At 70.9% G+C, this 17,516-nt stretch carries 22 protein-coding genes; 15 read left to right on the top strand and 7 right to left on the bottom strand.

Going from position 1 to position 17,516, the window contains the following annotated elements; translation table 11 throughout:
• Positions 1-128: 128 nt before the first annotated feature.
• The gene (locus tag A9977_RS30900) at positions 129-1,679 is read right to left on the bottom strand and encodes a CYTH and CHAD domain-containing protein (protein WP_183028625.1); all 1,551 of its coding nucleotides are present in this window, start codon (positions 1,677-1,679) and stop codon (positions 129-131) included.
• 50 nt (positions 1,680-1,729) lie between these two features.
• Between A9977_RS30900 and A9977_RS30895 the strand changes: the two genes are divergently transcribed.
• The 4 genes from A9977_RS30895 to A9977_RS30880 all read left to right on the top strand — a co-directional run bounded on the left by A9977_RS30895 (position 1,730) and on the right by A9977_RS30880 (position 3,504).
• Positions 1,730-2,035 (top strand): hypothetical protein, encoded by a 306-nt coding sequence (locus A9977_RS30895; RefSeq protein ID WP_183028624.1) that lies wholly within the window; start codon positions 1,730-1,732, stop codon positions 2,033-2,035.
• 186 nt (positions 2,036-2,221) lie between these two features.
• Entirely contained in the window at positions 2,222-2,737 is a 516-nt protein-coding gene (locus A9977_RS30890; RefSeq protein WP_183028623.1) for an ATP-binding protein, read from the top strand.
• A 2-nt stretch (positions 2,738-2,739) separates the two neighbouring features.
• A complete protein-coding gene (locus tag A9977_RS30885) occupies positions 2,740-3,348 on the top strand; it encodes an NUDIX hydrolase (protein WP_183028622.1) in 609 nt (202 codons plus the stop codon).
• A 9-nt stretch (positions 3,349-3,357) separates the two neighbouring features.
• Positions 3,358-3,504, top strand: coding sequence for a hypothetical protein (locus A9977_RS30880; RefSeq protein ID WP_183028742.1), 147 nt, complete (start codon positions 3,358-3,360; stop codon positions 3,502-3,504).
• Here A9977_RS30880 and A9977_RS30875 read toward each other — a convergent pair.
• The 3 genes from A9977_RS30875 to A9977_RS30865 all read right to left on the bottom strand — a co-directional run bounded on the left by A9977_RS30875 (position 3,501) and on the right by A9977_RS30865 (position 6,086).
• A complete protein-coding gene (locus tag A9977_RS30875; RefSeq protein WP_183028621.1) occupies positions 3,501-3,956 on the bottom strand; it encodes an HIT family protein in 456 nt (151 codons plus the stop codon). The two genes, A9977_RS30880 and A9977_RS30875, sit on opposite strands and share 4 nt — an antisense overlap.
• A gap of 68 nt (positions 3,957-4,024) precedes the next feature.
• Positions 4,025-4,987 carry a DMT family transporter gene (locus tag A9977_RS30870; protein ID WP_183028620.1) on the bottom strand — a complete coding sequence of 321 codons (963 nt, stop codon included), beginning with the start codon at positions 4,985-4,987 and terminating at the stop codon, positions 4,025-4,027.
• A 7-nt stretch (positions 4,988-4,994) separates the two neighbouring features.
• Positions 4,995-6,086, bottom strand: a complete 1,092-nt coding sequence (locus tag A9977_RS30865; RefSeq protein WP_183028619.1) for a GlxA family transcriptional regulator — start codon at positions 6,084-6,086, stop codon at positions 4,995-4,997.
• Between the two features lie 61 nt (positions 6,087-6,147).
• On the opposite strand from A9977_RS30865, the gene A9977_RS30860 reads away from it, so the two are divergent.
• The 5 genes from A9977_RS30860 to A9977_RS30840 all read left to right on the top strand — a co-directional run bounded on the left by A9977_RS30860 (position 6,148) and on the right by A9977_RS30840 (position 11,358).
• The gene (locus A9977_RS30860; protein ID WP_183028618.1) at positions 6,148-6,891 is read left to right on the top strand and encodes an SDR family oxidoreductase; all 744 of its coding nucleotides are present in this window, start codon (positions 6,148-6,150) and stop codon (positions 6,889-6,891) included.
• Complete coding sequence (locus A9977_RS30855) at positions 6,888-7,895, top strand: bestrophin family protein (RefSeq protein WP_183028617.1); 1,008 nt, start codon at positions 6,888-6,890, stop codon at positions 7,893-7,895. Before A9977_RS30860 ends, A9977_RS30855 begins: the two co-directional genes overlap by 4 nt.
• A 54-nt stretch (positions 7,896-7,949) precedes the next feature.
• Complete coding sequence (locus tag A9977_RS30850; protein WP_183028616.1) at positions 7,950-8,348, top strand: DUF2845 domain-containing protein; 399 nt, start codon at positions 7,950-7,952, stop codon at positions 8,346-8,348.
• Between the two features lie 114 nt (positions 8,349-8,462).
• On the top strand, positions 8,463-10,601 hold the full coding sequence (gene glgX / locus A9977_RS30845; protein WP_183028615.1) for a glycogen debranching protein GlgX: 2,139 nt from the start codon (positions 8,463-8,465) through the stop codon (positions 10,599-10,601).
• Positions 10,602-10,626: 25 nt separating this feature from the next.
• A complete protein-coding gene (locus A9977_RS30840; RefSeq protein WP_183028614.1) occupies positions 10,627-11,358 on the top strand; it encodes a hypothetical protein in 732 nt (243 codons plus the stop codon).
• An 8-nt stretch (positions 11,359-11,366) separates the two neighbouring features.
• On the opposite strand, the gene A9977_RS30835 is transcribed toward A9977_RS30840, so the two are convergent.
• The gene (locus tag A9977_RS30835) at positions 11,367-11,588 is read right to left on the bottom strand and encodes a DUF3606 domain-containing protein (RefSeq protein WP_183028613.1); all 222 of its coding nucleotides are present in this window, start codon (positions 11,586-11,588) and stop codon (positions 11,367-11,369) included.
• 247 nt (positions 11,589-11,835) lie between these two features.
• Entirely contained in the window at positions 11,836-12,321 is a 486-nt protein-coding gene (locus A9977_RS30830) for a metallophosphoesterase family protein (RefSeq protein WP_183028612.1), read from the bottom strand.
• A 58-nt stretch (positions 12,322-12,379) separates the two neighbouring features.
• Here A9977_RS30830 and A9977_RS30825 point away from each other — a divergent pair, with 58 nt between their 5' ends.
• From A9977_RS30825 to A9977_RS30810, 4 genes are all read left to right on the top strand, one after another.
• The gene (locus A9977_RS30825; RefSeq protein ID WP_183028611.1) at positions 12,380-13,318 is read left to right on the top strand and encodes a hypothetical protein; all 939 of its coding nucleotides are present in this window, start codon (positions 12,380-12,382) and stop codon (positions 13,316-13,318) included.
• 70 nt (positions 13,319-13,388) lie between these two features.
• On the top strand, positions 13,389-13,865 hold the full coding sequence (locus A9977_RS30820; RefSeq protein ID WP_183028610.1) for a peptidylprolyl isomerase: 477 nt from the start codon (positions 13,389-13,391) through the stop codon (positions 13,863-13,865).
• Between the two features lie 37 nt (positions 13,866-13,902).
• Positions 13,903-14,157: a hypothetical protein gene (locus A9977_RS30815; RefSeq protein WP_183028609.1), complete on the top strand. Its 255-nt coding sequence runs from the start codon at positions 13,903-13,905 to the stop codon at positions 14,155-14,157.
• A gap of 11 nt (positions 14,158-14,168) precedes the next feature.
• Positions 14,169-15,071: a hypothetical protein gene (locus A9977_RS30810; protein ID WP_183028608.1), complete on the top strand. Its 903-nt coding sequence runs from the start codon at positions 14,169-14,171 to the stop codon at positions 15,069-15,071.
• A 37-nt stretch (positions 15,072-15,108) separates the two neighbouring features.
• Here A9977_RS30810 and A9977_RS30805 read toward each other — a convergent pair whose 3' ends face one another.
• On the bottom strand, positions 15,109-16,005 hold the full coding sequence (locus A9977_RS30805) for an alpha/beta fold hydrolase (RefSeq protein WP_183028607.1): 897 nt from the start codon (positions 16,003-16,005) through the stop codon (positions 15,109-15,111).
• A 58-nt stretch (positions 16,006-16,063) separates the two neighbouring features.
• On the opposite strand from A9977_RS30805, the gene A9977_RS30800 reads away from it, so the two are divergent.
• Both A9977_RS30800 and A9977_RS30795 read left to right on the top strand, forming a co-directional pair.
• Positions 16,064-17,017, top strand: coding sequence for a LysR family transcriptional regulator (locus A9977_RS30800; RefSeq protein WP_183028606.1), 954 nt, complete (start codon positions 16,064-16,066; stop codon positions 17,015-17,017).
• Positions 17,011-17,514, top strand: a complete 504-nt coding sequence (locus A9977_RS30795) for a GNAT family N-acetyltransferase (protein ID WP_183028605.1) — start codon at positions 17,011-17,013, stop codon at positions 17,512-17,514. Before A9977_RS30800 ends, A9977_RS30795 begins: the two co-directional genes overlap by 7 nt.
• Positions 17,515-17,516: the final 2 nt, after the last annotated feature.

Below are 17,516 nucleotides of genomic sequence, written 5' to 3'. Positions count from 1 at the left end.
CGGCAAGGGCAGGGTGGGAGGCGAACACCCACTGTGGCCTCCTCTGGCCGGCCGCCGGTGACGTCAAGCGCGGAAGCTGGAGTAGGCCAAAGACGATGCGCAGGCCGCGCGCCGCCAGTCGCCGACCTTCAGCCCTTGGCCCGCTTGCGCCAGAAGGGCCGCGCCTTGTCGACCTGCCGCAAGGCCTTGCCGCTGCTGCGCACGCCCTCGGGCTGCCGGGCCGACAGCCAGCCGATGGCGAACCACAGCGGCGGCGCCTCCTCGGGCGTGGCGCCCTCGGCCGCTTCGAAGCAGGACTCGAGCGCCACCTGCTCGTCCTGGAACCAGCCCAGCGCGTCCTGGGCCGGACCGAGCCGGCGCAGGTAGCGCTCGGCGCGCTTGTGGCCGAACAGCGGCGCCACGAACTCGGCCAGGTAGCGCAGCCGCTTGAGACGCTTGCGCACCGCGTGCCGGGCCTCGGCATCGAGCGCGGCGAAGTGCTCGCCGTCGCGCACCACGCGCGCATGCAGCTTGCGCAGCAGCGCCCGCACCTGGCGGCGCGCCTCGGCCGGCGTGGCGCCTTCCGGCGGCGGCGCGTCGGCGCTGCGCGTGAGCGCCTGCGCCGTGAAGCCGATCAGCCCGACCAGCGCCGCCTGGAAGGCCGCCGCGCGCACCGCCTCGCCGGGCGCCGGTGCATCGGCCTGGTCCGCCGGCCATGCGATCGGCGGCACGCCGGCCTCGTGCAGCGGCAGCGCGAGCGACTGCTGCTGCAGCTCGGCATCGCGGCGCGCGCCCAGCGCCTGGAACACCGCGACCAGCGGCGGCGTCCAGGCCGGGTCGAAGCCCGGGCCCAGCGCCTCGAGCGTGCGCAGCGCGGTGCGCAGGCGGCGGATGCCGATGCGCAACTGGTGCAGCTGTTCGGCGTCCTCGCTGCCGGCCGCGATCTCGCTGGCGTTGGGCAGGATCTGCGCCAGGCAGGAGGCGAGCACCGCGCGCTGCAGCGCCGGGCCGTCCGGAAAGCCCTTGTCCGCATCGCCGAAGCGTGGCGGCGCCGCCTTGACGGCCGGCACCGCGCCGATGCCCGCCAGCAGGCGTTCGCCGCACTCGGCCTTGGAGACGGTGCTGAACCACAGCCGGTGGGTATGGGACCAGCGCTGCGCCAGCGCCACCAGCCCTTCGACGGGGCCGCGCACCAGCTCCAGTTCGAGCTCGCACACCGCGGCCGTGCGCGGCGCGGCGACGCCCGGCGGGTGGGCGGTGATGGTGCCGGTGTCCAGCGCCAGCTCGACCACGGTGGACCCGCTGCGCAGCTGGCGCGTGAGCCGCCAGATGTCGGTGCCGTAGGTCGGCTGCAGCGGCTGGTCGGCCTTGGCCAGCAGCGCCGCGAGGCGCTCGCCCACGGGCGTGCCCGCATGGCGCCCCGGGTCCGGCACCGGCGCGTCGCCGGCGCGCGCCAGGCCCAGGTCGACGTTGTGCTCGAGCCGGTGCAGCGGCCCGTCGCCCAGCGCCTTGGCCGTCTGCACCCAGCGGCGGCCTTCCTTGCGCAGCCGCAGCACCGCGCCGTGGGCCGCCAGCGTGCCGTCGGCGGTGTCGAAGTAGCGCGCCTGCAGCCGGGTGCGCTGCACCGGGGCGCGGCGCACGGCCGACTCGACGGCCTTGAGCCGCTCGGCGGGGATGTGGAACTTGAATTCGATTTCCATGGCGGTCGAGCTCGAGAAAATGCACAACAGTGTCGGGCATGATCGCCTGCATGTCCGACGCGTACCAGATCGATATCCCGCCCTCCTTCTTCGCGCTCTATGCCGACCCGGCGCGCCAGCGCCTGCGCGAACCCATCGACCACGTGCGCCAGCGCTACGAGGTGTGCGAGGACCTGGCGACCCACCTGACCGAGCACGCGCGCATCCTGGCGCATGTCGAGGTGCCGTCGGAGGACGAGGTGCTGCACCGCATCCACGACGGGCTCGCCACGCCCGAGTCGGGTGTCTCCGCCGACGAGGCCCGCTGGATCGTCACGCGGCTGGCCGAGCTGCTGGGCTGGCAGAGCCCGTGGTGAACCCGTCGGGCGCCGCCATCGACTATGCTCCGGCCATGGCCTGCCCGCGCATCGCGTCGATCATTCGCACCATTCGAAGAAGGGTGGATTGACGCGCGGCTGCAGCAGCCCTCCGAAACCCGCCCCCCGAGGCGGGTTTTTTTCTGTCTCCGGGGGTGCCTTCAAAGTCCTTGGAGATTGAAAAAGATGCAAGCCACCGACACGCCTTCGAAGCCTTCCACACCCGCCGTCCTGCACCTGGTCTGCGGCAAGATCGGCGCCGGCAAATCCACGCTCACCCAGCGCCTCGCGGCGGCGCCGAACACCGTGCGCATCAGCGAGGACGACTGGCTCGCGCGGCTCTACCCGGGCGAGATCCACGCGCTCGCGGACTATGTGCGCTGCGCCGGCCGGCTGCGCGAGGCCATGGCCGGCCATGTCGAGGCGCTGCTCGCGGCCGGCACCTCGGTGGTACTGGACTTCCCGTCGAACACCGTGGCGACCCGGCGCTGGGCCCGCAGCGTGTTCGAGAAGGCGGGCGCGGCCCATCGCCTGCACCACCTGGACGTGCCCGACGACGTGTGCAAGGCCCGGCTGCGCGCGCGCAACCTCGCAGGCGGGCACCCCTTCGAAACCACGGACGCCGAGTTCGACCAGATCAGCAGCCACTTCGTCGCCCCCACGGCGGACGAAGGCTTCCACGTCATCCGCTACCACGACTGAGCATGCACGCCCGCACCCTGGAAGAAATCGCCCGCTACCTGGAACGCCACCCGGGCGAGCACGAGCGCCTGCGCGCATTGCGCGAGCAGATCGCGCACGACGAGGGCATCTTCAGCCGCGCCAACATGGCGGGCCACATCACCGCCAGCGTGCTGGTCTTCGATGCCGGCCTCCGTCATGTACTGCTGATCCATCACAAGGTATACCAAAGCTGGATGCAGCCGGGCGGCCATGTCGAGCCGGATTCGGCCAGCCTGTTCGCATCCGGCCTGCGCGAAGTCGAGGAAGAGACCGGCCTGCCCGCCGCCGACACGCAGCCGCTGGTGGACGGCCGGGTGCTGGACATCGACACCCACGCGATCGCGGCCCGGCCGGCCAAGGGCGAGGGCGCGCACCGGCACCACGACTTCCTGTTCGCGGTGGTGGCGACCCGGCCCTTCGCGCCCCGGCCGCAGCTGGAAGAGGTCGACGGTGTGGAATGGATGCCCATCGCGGACTTCCTGGCGATCCCGGGGCAACGCATGCGGCATCTGGTGCCGAAACTGCGCGCCCTGCTTGACCCGGCCCCTGCGGTCGCCCCTAGAAACGCACCCTTCGATCCCAACCGATGAGGTGATTTCTTGACGGCTTCCCTTCGCTTCCTGAACCCCGGGCAGGCCGCCCGGCGGCTCGGCCCCGGCTACGAGGCGGTCGCGACCTGCCTGGCCGCGCCCGAGGTCCGGGCCCGCACCGAAGGCGTCATCGCCTGGCGCCCGCCCGCCGCCTAGGCGGCCGAAGCGCCGGCCAGCGCGTCGCGCAGCCGCTGCGCATAGCCCTGCAGCACCTGCGGCCCCGGCTCCTTGCGCGGCCAGCTGAGGCCGACACCGTCGTCGGCGTGGCGCGGCACCACGTGCAGGTGGAAATGGAATACCGTCTGGCCGCCTTCGGGGCCGTTGGCCTGCAGCAGCGTGAGGCCCGGCGGGTCGAAGGCGTCGCGCACCGCGCCCGCCACCTTCTGCGCGGTCTGCATCACGGCAGCGGCTTCGTCGGGCGTGAGCTCGAACAGGTTGGCCGCATGCCGCTTGGTGGCCACCAGCACATGGCCGGGGTTGACCTGGCCGATGTCCATGAAGGCGACGGTGAGCGCGTCCTCGTACACCCGTGCCGCCGGGATCTCGCCCGCCACCAGGCGGCAGAAGATGCAGTGTCCCGGGGGCGAGGTGTCGACGAACATGGGCATGGGCGGGGTCTCCGAGGGTTGAGAGTGAAGCGCCGGTGGACACGGCACAGTGGCCGCATGATAGGCAGCTATGCCGGCGTCACGGCGATGTCGCGCGGCCGGTGCGCCTGCACGCAGAACAGCACGCTGGCGGCCACGCAGGCCATCGCCAGCCACTCCAGCCCGGTGGGCAGGCGCTGTTCCCACAGAAAGCCGTAGAGCAGCGCGAACAACGTCTCGAACAGGATCATCTGGCCCACCATGGTCAGCGGCAGCAGTCGGCTCATGCGGTGCCACAGCGCATTGCCCGCGATCGACGCGCCCAGCGCCACGCAGACCACCACGGCCGCCAGCCACCACCATTCGGCCGCGCTGTGCGTGCCGCCGTCGAGCCACAGCGCGAAGGGCAGCAACAGCAGCGACTGCGCGCCCGTGACCACGCCGATCGCCAGGTTCCAGTCCTGCACCGACACCTGCGGCAGCCGCGCCAGGTGGCGGCTGTTGGCTACCGCGAACCAGGTCCACGAGGCCAGCGCGCCGATCGCGCACAACAGGCCGACCAGGCCGCCGGCCGGTGCGTCGCCACCCAGCGATTGCCAGCCGATGCAGGCCACGCCCGCGAGCCCGCACAGCAGCGAGGGCGCGAGCCGGCGCAGCGGCACGGCCTGGTGCTCGCGGCTGCCGATCACGGTCACCACCATCGGCAGGAAGCCGATCACCAGCGAGGTCATGGCGATGCCGCCACGCTGCACCGCGTTGGCCAGCAGCACGTAGTAGGCGGTGTTGCCCCACAGGCTCAGCCAGCACAGCGCCCACCCGTCGCGCCGGTCGAGCTGCGCCGCCAGCCGCCGCCAGCGCGGCAGCAGCAGGGCGGCGGCGAACAGGCCGTAGGCCAGGAAGCGCCCCACCGCCAGCTGCAGCGGCGTGAAGCTGCGCACCAGCTCCGGCGCGAGGAACACCAGGCCCCAGAGCGCGCCGGCGCCGATGCCGCAGGCGATGCCGGTCCAGATGTGGCGGTCGGGGGTGCGGGTGAAAAGGGCGCCGTTGCTCATGCCCACACTATCGCCGCTCGGCGCGCGCCGGCTTCCTGTCGAGCGCCGCGGCCGATGCGGGCGCTGGCGGCGCGTCGGCCGCGTACAGCCCGCGGTTCGCGAAGCGCTTGCGGTAGTCGCGCGGCGCCACGCCCAGGTTGCGCTGGAAGCTGACCCGCATGCGCTCCTCGTCGCCGAAGCCGCACTGCAGCGCGATCTGGTCGACGTGGCTGGCCGAATCCTCCAGCAGGCGGCGCGCGGCCTCGAGCCTGAACACCTCGACGGCCTTGGCCGGCGTGCGCCCGGTCTTCTGCTTGTAGAGGCGGGCGAAGTTGCGCGGGCTCATGCGCGCCCGCTCGGCCAGCGCCTCGACGCCCAGGTCGGCGCGGCGCAGGTTGCCGGCGATCCACAGGTTGAGTTCGTCGAAGGCGGCCGTCGCGTCGGTCTGCGACTGGAGCAGCGCGCTGAACTGCGAATGCCCGCCGGGGCGCTTGAGGTAGACCACGAGTTCGCGCGCCACCTCCATCGCCACGGCGTGCCCGCAGTCGGCCTCGACCAGCGCCAACGCGAGGTCGATGCCGGCCGTCACGCCGGCCGAGGTCCACACCGGCCCCTGCTGCACGAAGATCGCGTCGCGGTCGATCTGCACCAGCGGGAAGCGCTGCTTCATCATGTCGAACATCAGCCAGTGGGTGGTGGCGCGCTTGCAGTCGAGCAGCCCGGCCGCGGCCAGCAGGAAGGCCCCGCTGCACACCGACGCGGTGCGGCGGCCTTTGGCCGAGGCGCGCCGCAGCCACTGGACCAGCGGCGCCGCATCGTCGAGCACCGAGGCCATGTGCGGCGAGCCGGGCACGATCAGCGTGTCGACCGACGAGGGCCCGCAGTCGCGCAGCCGCGTGGTCTGCAGTTCGAGCCCTTCGGCGCTGCGCACCAGGCCGCCGTCGAGGCTGGCGGTCACGCGCTCGTACCCCGGCAGCCCGCGCGCCGCCATCGCCTTGGTCGCGGCCCAGAACACCGTCTGCGCACCGGTCAGGTCGAGCAGCCCCACGTCCGGATAGGCCACGAACAGCACCCGCCTCGGCTTGCGGCGGATTGGCAGGATTTCAGGGGTATCAGTCATTTCGGACTTATTGTTCCATCCCTACGATCAAGGCGTCAAACACACGCCAGAAGGGCAAGAAATGAAGATCGTCGTCATCGGCGGCACCGGCCTCATCGGCAGCCGGGTCGTCAAGCAACTCGCCGCCCGCGGCCACCAGGCGGTGGCTGCCTCGCCCAACACGGGCGTCAACACCCTCACGGGCGAAGGCCTGGCCGCGGCGCTCGAGGGCGCGCAGGTGGTGGTCGACGTGGCCAACTCGCCCTCCTTCGAGGACCGGGTCGTGCTCGACTTCTTCGAGACCTCGGGGCGCAACCTGCTCGCGGCCGAAGCCGCGGCGGGCGTGCGGCACCACGTGGCGCTGTCGGTGGTGGGCACCGAGCGGCTGCAGGGCAGCGGCTACTTCCGCGCCAAGCTGGCACAGGAGCAGCTCATCCAGGCCGGCGCCATCCCGTACACCATCGTGCGCGCCACGCAGTTCCTCGATTTCCTGGGCGGCATCGCCCAGTCGGCCACCGAGGGGCAGACGGTGCGCCTGTCGCCGGCGCTGGTGCAGCCCATCGCCGCGGACGACGTGGCAACGGCCGTGGCCGATGCGGCCCTCGGCGCGGCGCGCAACGGCACGCTCGAGATCGCCGGCCCCGAACGTGTGGCCCTGGCCACGCTGGTGCAGCGCTACCTGCGCGCCATCGGCGACACACGCACCGTGGTGGCCGATGCGAAGGCCCCTTACTTCGGCGTCCAGCTCGACGAGCGCTCGCTCACGCCGGACGACGGCGCGCGGCTCGGCACGATCGGCTTCGAGGCCTGGCTGGCGGCGCGATGAACGTCGGCCGGGGCTACCGGCTGTCCGAGTTCCTGATCTGGACCCGGCGCGAGCTCTACGTCCTGCTCGCGCTGGGCGTGGTGCCGGTGTGCCTGTACGAACTCGCGCAGTGGCGCTGGCTCACGGTGCCGTGGACCGTCGTCGCGCTGATCGGCACCGCCACGGCCTTCATCGTGAGTTTCAAGAACACGCAGACCTACGGCCGCACGCTGGAGGCACAGCAGGTCTGGGGCGGCATCCTCAACGTCAGCCGCGCCTGGGGGCTGATGAGCCGCGACTACCTGAAAGACGAGCGGCTCACGCGCCAGCTGGTCGACCGCCACCTCGCCTGGGTCACGGTGCTGCGCTACCAGATGCGCCGGCAGCGCGCCTGGGAGAGCACCGGCCGGCGCACCAATGCCGAGTACCAGCGGAACTACCACGTGCCGGAGCAGGAGACCGCGCTCGAGGCCGAACTCGCGCGGCTGCTGCCGCCGGACGAGCTCGCCGCCGTGCTGGCCGCGCGCAACAAGGCGACGCAACTGATGTCGCACCAGAGCCGCGCGATCCGGGAGCTGTTCGAGCGCGGCGAGATCGTGATCAACTTCTTCATCGAGCTGGAGAAGGTGCTCAAGGAACTGCTCGACCACCAGGGGCGCAGCGAGCGGATCAAGAACTTTCCCTACCCGCGGCAGTACGCGATCATCAACACCTTCTTCATCCGCTTCTTCTGCGTGCTGCTGCCCTTCGGCCTGCTCAAGGAGTTCGATGCCCTCAACGCCATCGCCAACGGCTGGATGAAGGGTCACATGGTCTGGCTCGTGATTCCCTTCAGCGTGATGATCTCGTGGATGTACACCACGCTGGAGCAGGTCGGCGCCAGCACCGAGAACCCCTTCGAAGGCGGCGCCAACGACGTGCCGATCGCGCAGATCAACCGGATGATCGAGGTCGAACTGCGCCAGTTGCTGGGCGATGCCGACCTGCCGCCGCTGCTGCGGCCGAAGAACAACATCATCCTGTGATGGCGCTCGGCGCGGGCCGGGGACGGCGCCCGATTTGTCCCTAAACTTTGGGCCATGCACATCCTCGCCCGCGTTCTCTCCCTGGCCCTGCGCCGCCACGCCGCCGGCGCTGCGCCCTGGCTGCTGGCCGCGGCCGCGGCCCTGCTCGCGCCGGCCGCCCAGGCCCAGTCGCTGGGCTGCAACGGCTACCTGGTGAGCCGGGGCGACTCGCGCGTGTCGGTGCTGCAGAAGTGTGGCCAGCCGCTGGACCGGGAGAGCATCTGCGTCCCGACCTACCAGCTGGGCTGGGTGCTCCCCTCGCAACGGCGCCAGGGCCCCGATGCGCTGCTGCTGCCCCAGTGCGTGCCGATGGAAGACTGGACCTATGACCGCGGCCCGGGTTCCTTCCTGGGCATCGTGCGGCTTTACAACGGCGCGGTCGAATCGGTGCGCGACGGCGACCGCATGCGCTGATCGCACCGCGCAGGCGGCGCAGGCATGGCGCCGGCCTACGCGAAGTGCAGCGGCCTTCCCGTGGCGCGGCACCGTGCGCCGGACCACAGTTCGGTTCTTTGCCCGGACCGCCCCATGCCCGACCCCTCGCAGCCCCTCGCCCTCGAAGAAGGCGCCCCCCACCCGCTCGGCGCCACCTACACCGGCCGTGGCGTCAATTTCGCCGTGTTCTCGGCCCATGCCACCCGGGTGCAGGTCTGCCTTTACGACGAGGCCGGCACCACCGAGACCGCCTGCATCACGCTGCCCGAGTACACCGACGAGGTCTGGCACGGTTTCGTGCCCGGGCTCGAACCCGGCACCCGCTACGGCCTGCGGGTGCACGGCCCCTACGAACCCGAGAAGGGCCATCGCTTCAACCACCACAAGCTGCTGCTCGACCCCTACGCCAAGGCGCACATGGGCGAGCTCCAGTGGGGCCCGGAGCTGTTCGGCTACACCGTGGGCCATCCCGACGGCGACCTGAGCTTCGACGAGCGCGACAGCGCGCCCTTCATGCCCAAGTGCGTGGTGGTCGATTCGCGCTTCGAGTGGAAGCAGACCGACGCGGTGCGCGTGCCCTGGAACCAGACCGTGTTCTACGAAACCCACGTGCGCGGCTTCACCATGAAGCACCCGAAAGTGCCCGAGCTGTTCCGCGGCACCTTCGCCGGCCTGGCGCTGGACGAGGTGATCGGCCCGATCAAGGAGCTGGGCGTGACCAGCGTCGAGCTGCTGCCGGTGCAGATGTTCCTCAACCAGCCCTTCCTCACCGAGAAGGGCCTGACCAACTACTGGGGCTACGACACCATCGGCTTCTTCGCGCTCGACCAGCGCTACATGGACGGCCCCAACATCGACGAGTTCAAGCACATGGTCGACCGCTTCCACGCCCACGGGCTGGAAGTGATCATGGACGTGGTCTACAACCACACGCCCGAGGGCAACGAGATGGGCCCGACGCTCTCGTTCAAGGGCATCGACAACGCCAGCTACTACCGCCTGATGCCCGAGGGCGAAGGCACCGGCCCGCGCTACTACATCAACGACACCGGCACCGGCAACACGGTCAACCTGAGCCACCCGCGGGTGCTGCAGATGGTGACCGACAGCCTGCGCTACTGGGTCACGGAGATGCACGTCGACGGCTTCCGCTTCGACCTGGCGACCATCCTGGCGCGCGAGGATCACGGCTTCGACGAAGGCGGCGGCTTCCTCGACAGCTGCCGACAGGACCCGCTGCTGTCCAGCGTCAAGCTGATCGCCGAGCCCTGGGACATCGGCCCGGGCGGCTACCAGGTGGGTGGCTTCCCGCCCGGCTGGGCCGAGTGGAACGACGGCTTCCGCGACACGGTGCGCGCCTTCTGGAAGGGCGACGAGGCGATGGCGCCGGCGCTGGCGCAATGCCTCACGGCCAGCGGCGACCGCTTCAACAAGCGCGGCCGCCGGCCCTGGGCCAGCGTCAACTTCATCACCGCGCACGACGGCTTCACGCTGGCCGACACCACCAGCTACAACGAGAAGCACAACGAGGCCAACAACGAAGGCAACCGCGACGGCCACGGCGACAACCGCAGCTGGAACTGCGGCGCCGAAGGCCCGACCGATGATGCCGAAGTGCTCGCGCTGCGCGCCCGCCAGCAGCGCAACATGCTCGCCACCCTGCTGCTGTCGCAGGGCACGCCCATGCTGCTGGCCGGCGACGAATTCGCGCGCACCCAGCAGGGCAACAACAACGCCTACTGCCAGGACAGCGACATCTCCTGGTTCGACTGGGAGGCCGCCAGCGCGCCTCCGGGTCGCAGCCTGACGGCCTTCACCCAGCACCTGACCCAGCTGCGCCAGACGCTGCCGGTGCTGCGCCGCAACCGCTTCCTCAGCGGCGAGTGGAGCGAGGCGGCGCAGGTCAAGGACTCGGTCTGGTTCGCGCCCGACGGCGCCGAGATGGACGAGGCGCACTGGACCGATCCGCAGACCCGCTGCTTCGGCCTGCTGCTCGAAGGCCACGCACCGGCGTCCTCGCTGCCGCGGCCCGCGGCCGACGACAGCGTGCTGCTGGTGTTCAATTCGTGGGAAGGCGCGATCGACTTCCAGCTGCCCGCGCGGCCCGAAGGCAAGGGCTGGACGCGGGTGGTCGACACCGCGCTCGACGCGCAGGAAGATGCGGCCTTCCAACCCGGCCACGGCTACACGGTGACCGGGCGCTCGCTGCTGGTGTTCACCTCGCCGCAGTGACCACCCGCCGCCCGAAGGAGCGCGCATGACCGTGATCTGCCAGGCCTGCCAGACGCACAACCGCGACAAGGCCATGTTCTGCCGCGGCTGCGCGGCCAAGCTGCCGGCCTTCGCGGCCACCGGACCCTCGGCCTTGCAGACGCTGCCCGCCGCGCTGACGCCGACGCGCGGGCCCTCGCCCTATGCGACGCCGCAGCGTGCGCACCGCCTGCTGGACCTGCCCGGCGCCTGGGGTTGGTTCGGCGCGGTGCTGCTGCTGGGGGTCGCGCTGATCGCGCTGCTGAGCTGGGTGACGTTGACGCCGATGTGGCCCGGCGCGGGGACAGCGCCCAAGGCCGCCCCCACGCCGGTGGCGCTGGCTGCAGCCGTTCCGGCGGCCGCGCCGTCTTTGTCGGCGTCGACGCCGACGCCGACGTCGAGCAGCGTGCCTTTCGAAGCAGCATTGGCGCCCGGCGAAAGTCCGATCGAGCGCGCGCTGCCGGCCGCCGTCCCGCCACCCGTGGTTACGCCCTCGATGGCGCCGCCGCGGATGGTCACGCCGGCGTCGAAGCCGGCCGCGGCGAGCGAGGCGCCGCGCCAGGCCTCAGGCCGGGCCGACCCGCGCGTCGGCTGCCAGCACCTGTTCTTCGCCTTCGCCGCGCGCTGCGAGGCCAACCATTGCGCCCAAGCAGCCTACGCCCGCCATCCGCGCTGCGACGAGGTGCGCGCCCAGCGCCAGCGCGACGAAGCCCGGCGCAATCTCAGCTCGGGCTACTGAGGCCGTCCTCAGGGCGCGTCGCCGGTCTCCTCGACGCGCTCGGTGTTGGTGGTGCTCCGGCTGCCCTTGAGGTGCAGCTCGACATCGGTGGCGCGGTCGCCGACCTTGGCGACCGCTTCCTTCAATTGCGCTTCGCTCACGTCGAGCTTGCCGGCCCATTCGGCCAGCGAGGCGGCCGATTGCGTGTCGATGCGGTCAGGGGCGGCGGTGGGGCTCTGCGGGTTGGACATGGTTCGGCTCGTGAAAAGGTGAACAAGCAACCAAGCTAGTGCGGTGGCGCCGTCGCTTCGGTAGTCATTCCGACGCCGGCCTCGTCGGCGCATGCCCACAGCGCGCGGGTACTGTGCGTCGTTTTGCACCGATCAAGCGCTTCAGGCCCCTTCGGCCCTGCTGCTGCGTTGGCCGATCACGGCCACCTGGCATGCGGTGATTGCCGCGCCAATCACCGCATATTCCGCGGCGATTACCTGGGCCGGGTCAGCGGTGGCGGGGCGTGGGCGGCACCGTCAGCGTGACCAGCCGCGGCGTCACGCGCCCGCCGTCGTCGATCAAGAGCTCCGCCACCGAGATCGGCAGGCTGAAGCGACGCGGCCCCGCGCTGCCGGGGTTGATGAACAGGATGCCGTCGCACTCGACCATCGACGGCTTGTGGGAATGGCCGGACACCACCACCCGCACGTTCGCGTCGGCGGGGCCGAGCTGCAGGTCGGCGATGTCGTGCACCGCATGCACCGCCACGCCGCCCAGCGTGACGGTCAGCGAGAGCGGGATGGCCTCGGCCCACGGCCCGCTGTCGTTGTTGCCACGCACCACGCTCAAGGGCGCGATGGCCGCCAGCTGCGCCAGGATGTCCGGGCCGCCGATGTCGCCGCCGTGGACGATGTGGTCGCTGCCGGCAATGAAGGCCAGGGCCTCGGGGCGGAGCAGGCCGTGGGTGTCGGAGAGGAGGGCGATGCGGGGCATGAAGCGATTCTGCAGATGGCGACAGGCGGGCGCCGCCCGGTGCGCGATCATCCCTGCCATGCGCTCCACCGTCTGCACCCTCTTCGAAGGCCACTACCACCACGGCGTGGCGACGCTGGTGAACTCGCTGGTGGCGGCCGGGTTCGAGGGCACGGTGTGGGCCGGGCACCGCGGGCCGCTGCCCGCATGGCTGGCGCGGCATGCGGGTTTCGACCGCCGAGCAGGTCGGCTGCAGGTCACGCCCGAAGTGGCGCTGCAGACCCTGGCACTCGATCCGCCGCGCAGCCTCAACTACCAGAAGGCGGCCTTCATGCGGGAACTGCTGCACGTGCACGCACCTGCCGCCGAGGCAGTGGTCTACCTCGACCCGGACCTGGTCGTGAAATGCGCGTGGGCCGAGATCGAGGCCTGGTTCGCCGGTGGCGAGGTCGCGCTGGTCGAGGACCTCGAAGGCGCGCTGCCCTCGGATCACCCCCGACGCGAGGGCTGGCGACGCTTCTTTGCTGCCGCACAGGGCGCGCTGCCACAGCGCGCGCTGGCCCGCTACTACAACAGCGGCTTCGTCGCCGTGCCGCGCAGGCATGACGCGCTGCTCACCACCTGGCAGCGCCTCTGCGAGCGCATCGCCGCGGAACACGGCGGCGCGCTGCAGCAACGCAAGCTCGGCGCGCCCGACCATCCCTTTCATTCGACCGACGAGGACGCGCTCAACTTCGCCCTGATGCTGGACGACGCCCCGTTGTGCACGCACGGTCCGGAGGCGATGGATTTCGTGCCGGGCGGGCGGCACCTGTCGCATGCGGTGGGCGCGGCCAAGCCCTGGCAGGGCCGGCATTTCCGAGGCGCGCTGCGCGGGCGGCCGCCGTCGGTCGCGAGCCAGGCCTTCTATCGCTTCACGCGCGGGCCGCTGGCGTCGCTGCCGGCGCTGACGCTGGCGCGCCAGCGGGTGTCGATGGCGCTGGCGACGGCGCTCGGACGGGTGTACCGGCCGCGTTGAAGAGGGAATCCAGGCGTCGGCAGACGGTGCCCAGGGTGCAGCCGCGGCCGCTCTGCGGGACAATCCCCCCATGAAAATCGAAAAAGACACCGTCGTCACCCTCCGCTACAAGGTCAGCGACCTGCAGGGCAAGCTCATCGAGGAAGCCAAGGAGCCCATGGGCTACCTGCATGGCGGCTACGACAACACGCTGCCCAAGATCGAGGAAGCGCTGGACGGCAAGGAAGCCGGCTACGCCGTCACGCTGCAGCTCAAGCCCGAAGACGCCTTCGGCGTGCGCGACCCCGCGCTGGAACGCACCATTCCCAAGAGCGAGTTCCCGCCGGGCGTGAAGGTCGGTGGCCAGCTCGAAGGCCGCGACGACCAGGGCACGCCGCACGTCTTCTACGTGAAGAAGATCAAGGGCGACAAGGTGCTGCTCGACGGCAACCACCCGCTGGCCGGCCTGGAACTGCGCTTCGCGCTCAAGGTGCTGGAAGTGCGCGCCGCCGCCCCCGAGGAGCTGGAGCACCGCCATGTGCATGGCGCCGGCGGCCACCACCATTGAGCCACCCCATCTTCGCCATCACGAAACGAGCCCCATCATGAGCATCGCAAGCGCCCGACAGGCCGATCAGAAGAAGATGGAGCTGTGCGAACCCTGCACCGGCATCCAGCGCAACTGGCGCCGCGCGCCGGGCCATGCCGAGCTGGTGCAGGGCAGCAACCGCAAGGAAGAACGCGAGGACGGCCGCTCGGTGACCGTCACCAGCTACCGCTGCGACCGCTGCGGCACGCGCTGGGAATACGAGAACGACAAGGCCAACCTGCATGCGGGGTGGTCGGTGGCGGGGCGGTAACCCACACCGTCGTGAGCGACCCGGACACCGGCTTGCGCTTGCTCGCGCCCGCTGTGGAGACACGCGCGAGCGACGACGAGGGCAAGGATGCGCTGGCCAAGCGTGGCACCCACTGGCTGGGTGTGGTGCTGGCCCTGGCTTCCACTGCCGGCATCGTGCTGGCCTTGCTGGGCTACGGTGTGGCGCTCGCCGTCCAGAGCACGCTGGGCGTTCCGCACGCCACGCTCTTCAGCTCGGCCATCGACCTGTTCAACCTGGGTGGATGGGCTGTAGCTCAGGTGTTTGCAGGCATCTCGCAGCCTGACACATGGGGCTTCGTTGCGGAGGTATGGGGACGCCTGAGCCCAATGATTTGGGGGCTCTGGAAGATGTCCTTTGTTTTTTCCATCCTCCTCCCAGCGCTCCTTGCGCTTTGGTGGTTCGGAAAGCGGGGGATGGCGTCAGCGGCGGCGCAACGCACACGCGCCCAGGTACGCAAGCGCGTGCAAGACAAACGCTGGATTGAACCGCTGCTGCTGGTGCTCTTCGTCCCGGCGTTCGTCACGCTTGCGACTCCCGCGATGGTGATCGGCGGCTTTCTGGCGTTGCTGGTTCTGAGCACCGCCTTGGCACTGGTTCCCATCGCCGGCCTCTCCGCAGGCGAGGTCCACATCCGCCATTGGGTGGTCGAGCCCAAGGTCTGCATCTCACGCCAGCAGCGCATCGACACCCTGATGCAGCGCGCACCAAAGATCGAGGGAAAGCGCCCCCGCGGCGCAGACTGCGTGGCCGTCATCCGTGGCGACGGCAAGGTCGAAAAAGGCCGGCTCGTCTTCGCCACCACGGGCGCAGTGGTCCTGTACGACCCTGCCGGCAACTCGGTGCGCCGCGTCCCGACGGAAGGCGCCGTGGTCGAAGCGATCGACATGCTCTGACGCCGACCGCCATGCAGGCGGCACCCGGGCCGCACACTCAGACATGGCTTTGGACGAAGCGCAGGATCCCATCCGCCACCTCGGCCGCCGCCTCGCGTTGCGGGAAATGCCCCACGCCGGCCAACACGATGCGCTGGTAGGGGCCGGAGAAGGAGGCCTCCTTGCCGGCGGAGGTGTCGGGGTGGTTGCAGGCGTCGGCCCCGCCGTGCAGCACCAGCGTCGGCACCGACAGCCGCGGGGCAGGGTTCAGCCTGCGCCCGTCCTCCGCATAGGCCGGGTCGCCGGGCACGAAGCCCCAGCGGTGGCGGTAGGAATGCAGCACCACGGCCGCCCAGTCCGGGTTCTCGAAGGCCCGGGCCGCCTCCTCGAAGGCGGTGGCGGTGTACCAGCCCTGGGGTGACCAGGTGTCCCACATCGTGCGGGCGAAGGCCTTGGCGTCTTCCTCGACGATCGCCTGCTGCCCGCGGGGCGTGGCCATGAACCAGTGGTACCAGTAGGCCTGCGCCTGGGCATGGCTGATCGCCTGGTGCGGGTCGTTGGTGCCGTAGCCGACGGAAAGCATCACCATCGCCGAGGCGGCGTCGGCACGCAGCCCGCAGGCGTTCGCCACGGCGCGCGCGCCCCAGTCGTGGCCGACGAGCAGCGGACGCTCGAGGTGCAGCGCATCGAGGAAATCGAGCAGGTCGCGCCCGAGCGCCGCCAGCTCGCCGCTGCGCGGCGTGTCGGCCGCGAGAAAGCGCGTGGGGCCGAAGCCCCGCAGTGCCGGGCACAGCACCCGGTAACCCTGCGCGGCCAGGCGCTCGGCCACGCCGTTCCATGTCTCCGGGCTGTCGGGCCAGCCGTGCAGCAGCACGGCGCTGCGGCTGCCGGTGGGGTTCCATTCCAGGTAGCCAATCGCCAGCGTGGGCGTCCTGACCGTTGAATAGCGGCTCATCCTGTGCATCCTTTCGAATTGAGACCGCCAAGGCTAGGACCGACGGGGTTGACGATTCATGATCAATTCACTGAAACTGACGATGAATCGTGATGAATCCAAACCGCCTCTTCTTCCTGCCGCCGCGATGACCAGCACCGCACCCGTCTTCGACATCACTCTGCTGCGGACCTTCCTCGAGGTCGTCGAGTCGGGCGGCTTCGGCCTGGCCGCCGAACAGCTGGCCCTGACGCCGTCCGCGGTCAGCGGCCACATCAAGCGCCTGGAGCTCGCCGCCTCCACCGTGCTGCTGAAGCGCACCACGCGCAGCCTGCAGCTCACGCCCGCGGGCCAGCTGCTGCACACCTATGCGCGCAGCATCGTGGGGCTGGAGCGCGAGGTGCGCGCACGCCTGAACAGCGCCCCGGCCGGAAGGTTGAGGGTCGGGGCCAGCGAGGATTTCGCGGGCACCTGGCTGGCCGGCGTGCTGCAGACCTACAAGCGCTGGCATCCGGGCGCCCCGATCGAACTCAAGGTCGGCATCACGGCGGACCTCGTGAAGCTGCTCCAGCGGGGACGGCTCGACGTCGTGTTCGGCAAGCAGTGCGCCGGCACCGGGGCCAGCGGCGAGCTGCTCTGGGAAGAGGAACTCGTCTGGGCGTACGGCGGCGAGGGCACGTTCGACGACAGCGCCGCGCTGGTGCTGGCCGTCTTCCCCGAGCCTTGCGTCTACCGCGAGGCGGCGGTCGCCGCCCTGAACAAGGCCGGCCGCGCCTGGAGCGTGGGCTTCGAGAGCAGCAGCATGGCGGGCTGCCTGTCCGCGGCCAAGGCCGGCTTCGCCGTCACGCCCGTGGCCCGCAGCCAATTGCAGGATGGCTTGCGCGCGCTGGGCCGCCCCGAGGGCTTGCCTGCGCTACCCCGGGTGCAGTTCCACGCCTTCGCCAGGGCGAGCTCCACGATCGCGGACGACCTGATCGCCTCCGTCGGCGCGGCCGGCCAGCGCCATCGCTTCGCGGCGCCTGCCCGATGGTGAGCGCCGGCCGTTTCGATGCGCCGCCGCGCATCCGGGTCTTCGCGCCCGCCGATGCCCCCGCCCTGCGCGCCGTCTTCGAATCCTCCGTCCACACCCTCGCCGCCCCGTACTACACGCCCGCCGAGCGCGCGGCCTGGGCGCCGGCGGAGCACGACGCCGCGCAGTGGGCAGCGCGCATGCATGCGCTGCAGCCCTTCGTGGCCGAACTCGACGGGCGCATCGCGGGCTTTGCCGACCTGCAGCCTTCGGGCTACGTCGACATGTTCTTCGTCGCGGGCGACTGTGGCGGGCGCGGGGTGGCCAAGGCGCTGATGGCGCGCATCGAGGCCTCGGCCCGTGAGCGCGGGATCGGCCTGCTGTTCGCCCACGTGAGCCTGGCGGCCGAGGCCTTCTTCGAGCGCGCGGGTTTCAACGTCGATCAGCGGCAGACCGTGGAGCGGGCCGGCGTCGTGCTGCGCAATGCGCGCATGACCCGCAGGCTGGCACCGGCCAGCTGAGC

This window comes from Variovorax sp. UMC13 (assembly GCF_014170375.1).
GTDB lineage: Bacteria > Pseudomonadota > Gammaproteobacteria > Burkholderiales > Burkholderiaceae_C > Variovorax.
Note: the sequence above shows the minus strand (reverse complement) of the source record. Positions and strands in the feature narration are given on the sequence as shown.